This window comes from Hydrogenobaculum sp., from assembly GCF_049967395.1.
In the GTDB taxonomy this organism is placed as follows: Bacteria; Aquificota; Aquificia; order Aquificales; family Aquificaceae; genus Hydrogenobaculum.
This window is the reverse complement of the sequence record NZ_JBMFST010000079.1, coordinates 1-3,172: the sequence shown is the minus strand read 5'-3', so window position 1 is coordinate 3,172 and position 3,172 is coordinate 1. Positions and strand designations below refer to the sequence as shown.

The following is a 3,172-nucleotide window of genomic DNA, read 5'->3' as shown; positions in this document are numbered from 1 at the left end:
AATCTCATAAAATCTATATATCTAAACTTGCTAAAATCTCATCGCTGGTTTTTAGATTTTCCAAACTTGGTAAATAAAACCTATCTTTCTCAAACATCTTCATCAAAAAACTAGGAGTTCCTGTCTCAAACCAATAAGGTCTAAACATCTTGTTGGCAAACAAAAGCAACACATCAAATGGGTTGCAAACCGCCTCTCCAAGTCAAGAGTAGCCGTTGTACCATTAGATTTTATATCATTGTAAATTTTTAGCTCTTTAAGAGATTTTTGATATGAAAATTTTGACGGAGAATGGGAAGTTTAATATATATGGCTTTGATAAAGAGTATGTGATATTGGGGTATCATCAAGACCCAAGCAAGGAGATAAGGCTTGATTACATAGAGCAAAACGGCATAGGCCTTATAAAGAGCAAGCTTTCAGGCCAAGCTGTTTATGTGGATAAAGATACCGTTGGGATAAGGGTAGAAGGTGAAAAAGAGTTTTTTTACGAAAGGTTTTTAAAAGCTTTTAAAAATATAATAGAAGATATAAACATAGAAGGTACACAGTTAAAAGTAGGTCAAAAAAGACTTTCGGTGATACATGGGGATATTGAAGACAAATATATATTTGAAGTGTTTTTACCGCTTTCTTTAAATATAGAAAAAACTCTAAAAAGCATACATATGCCGGTGGAAAAACTCACATCTTACGGCATAAAAGCAGCAGACGATAGGCTTACAAGCATAAGAAAAGTCTTTGGTAAAGATATATCAAAGAAAGAGTTTATCAATATGCTTTTAAACAGCTTTTACGATGAGTTTGGGGCTTTTGATATAGAAGATGATGAAGAAAACAAATATGTAGATAAGGAGTTTGACCAAAAGTTTATTTTTGAAAACGCAAAACCAAAAGAAGGCTATACTTACGGTTTGTATAGATGTAAAGGCGGGACGTTTAGAGTTTATATAAAAAAGCTCAACGGAGTCTTAGAAGATATTTTTATAAACGGAGATTATATAATATCACCAAAAGATTACATTAAAAGCTTAGAAAACTTTCTAAAAGGAAAAAAGATAGACATCATAAAAGATGAGCTTGATAGATTTTTATACACCCATCCTTTTAAAAGCATAGATATATCAAAAGAAGATATAAAAGAAGCCATTTTATTTACAATAAGAAAACTGGATGCACAAGATTTTGGCTTAAAAGAAGAAACGCTTATTGCAAGCATAGGGGCCAATCTAAAAGAAAATCTCCAAAAGGCAAAGGTGATGCTTCTTCCATATTGTGCCAAACCAAGATGGTGTGATTATAGACATCTTGATGACTGCGGAGAATGTGGAGGATGCACCGTAGGAGATGCCTATAGGCTTGCCTATCAAAAAGGCATGATACCTATTACCATAACATCTTTTGAGCTTTTAAGAGATACGCTTATTTGGTGCGCAAAAAATGGATACACATATATAGGACACTGCTGTTATGAGTTTTACGAAAAGCGCTACGAGGCTTTCCAAAAGGCATCCGAGTTTGGAGCAAACGGAGTGCTCTTTGACATAGTAGGCACCACTTGTTATAGCCTCGGTGTAGAAGAAGAGGAAAAAGCCTATCACGGTGAGTTTACAGTGGAGTTAGACCTTATAAAGGATGACCTTTTTAAATCGTTAAGTCTAAAAGAAGAAACGACAGAGTTTAGAAAATCTCATCAAAGCTTTGATTTCTCAAAACACTTTTTAGATTTTAAACCCTCTTACTACAAAAAGCCAAAAGCCGTGCCAACACCAGAAGAAGATAGGACAAGAAGCGCTATGCAAATAGACGTATTTAAAGGTGAGGCCACCATAAAAGATAGCGTGGTCTCTTACAAAGAAGCCTTCAAAGCACTTGCAAATCTTATAAAAAGCTCAAAAAACCCAACGGTAGTGGTAGGACCTCTTTTGTTTTGGGATTTTAACGAAAAAGAACTTCAAGAAAAAGCTGAACTAACAAGACTTTTAATAGAAAAGATAAAAGCAAACGTGAAAATACTACCAGATTATAGACCAAAACTAAAAAACTACGACCCGAGCGTTGAGATGGACCCACCAAATCCTCATGAAGCTATACTGCACGGCAACCACGATATCACCATCTTGATAGGAACACACTGTTACAGGACAGATTTCATCATAAGGCTTTTAAAGAAAAATACTCCAACCACAGTAGTAGCCTTATGCGGACTATACGGACATCCAGAGGCTGATTTATCTACTAGCTTCACAGATGCCAGCAAGATAGAGGAGCTTTTAGGCATGCTTTGATTTATATGGCTTATACACTACACAAACTCACCACCATATCCACACCCCCTCTTTGCACGAGCCTACCTTTATCTATAAGAATCGCCTCATCACACATCTCTTTTACACTGTTCATATCGTGGCTTACAAACAAGATGGTTTTATTTTTTCTTTTAAACTCTTTTACCCTTTCCTTGCTTTTTTTCATAAAAGCCACATCCCCTACCGAGAGTATCTCATCTAAGATTATAATATCTGGGTTTATGCTAAAAGCAGTAGAAAAGGCAAGCCTTGAATACATACCAGAAGAGTAAGTCCTAACTGGCTCATCTATCACATCTTTTAACTCTGCAAACTCTATTATCTCGTCTATTTTCTTGTAAATCTCTTTCTTAGATAGTCCCAATATAAGACCGCTTATTATGATGTTTTCTCTTCCGGTAAGCTCCGGATGAAAACCGGTACCAAGCTCTAAAAGCGGTACCAACGAACCTCTTACTTTTACGTTTCCGGAAGTGGGTTTTATAATACCAGATATTATTTTAAGAAGCGTAGATTTACCAGCACCGTTTTTTCCCACTATGCCTAGCGTGCTTCCAGATATCACATCAAAACTTATGTTGTCAAGGGCTTTTACTATCTGCTTTTGAGGTTTGCCGTGTTTGATAAAATCCACAAAAGCAGACTTTATAGAAAAATATTTTTTCGTATGCCTTTTAAAGACCTTTGTAACATTTTTTACTTCTATCACAACGCTCATATATACTCTGCAAAAACATCCTTTCTAGAGTGAAAATAGTTAAACCCTACTATATAAACTACTATAGATATAAAAAATAGCAATATCAAAAGCTCGGGTCTTGGCATTAGGTTATCGTAAAATATATCGTGATAGCATTTTATCA

The 3,172-nt window shown here is 35.4% G+C and carries 2 protein-coding genes and 1 pseudogene; 1 reads left to right on the top strand and 2 read right to left on the bottom strand.

Annotated elements, in window-relative coordinates; all coding sequences use genetic code 11:
* Positions 1–16 precede the first annotated feature (16 nt).
* Positions 17–223 (bottom strand): annotated as a pseudogene (locus ACP5S8_RS07965) (hypothetical protein); the annotation flags it as partial.
* Between the two features lie 49 nt (positions 224–272).
* On the opposite strand from ACP5S8_RS07965, the gene ACP5S8_RS07960 reads away from it, so the two are divergent.
* Positions 273–2,288, top strand: a complete 2,016-nt coding sequence (locus ACP5S8_RS07960) for a carbon monoxide dehydrogenase beta subunit family protein (protein ID WP_461876412.1) — start codon at positions 273–275, stop codon at positions 2,286–2,288.
* 10 nt (positions 2,289–2,298) lie between these two features.
* On the opposite strand, the gene ACP5S8_RS07955 is transcribed toward ACP5S8_RS07960, so the two are convergent.
* A complete protein-coding gene (locus tag ACP5S8_RS07955) occupies positions 2,299–3,027 on the bottom strand; it encodes an ABC transporter ATP-binding protein (RefSeq protein WP_461876411.1) in 729 nt (242 codons plus the stop codon).
* Positions 3,028–3,172 lie beyond the last annotated feature (145 nt).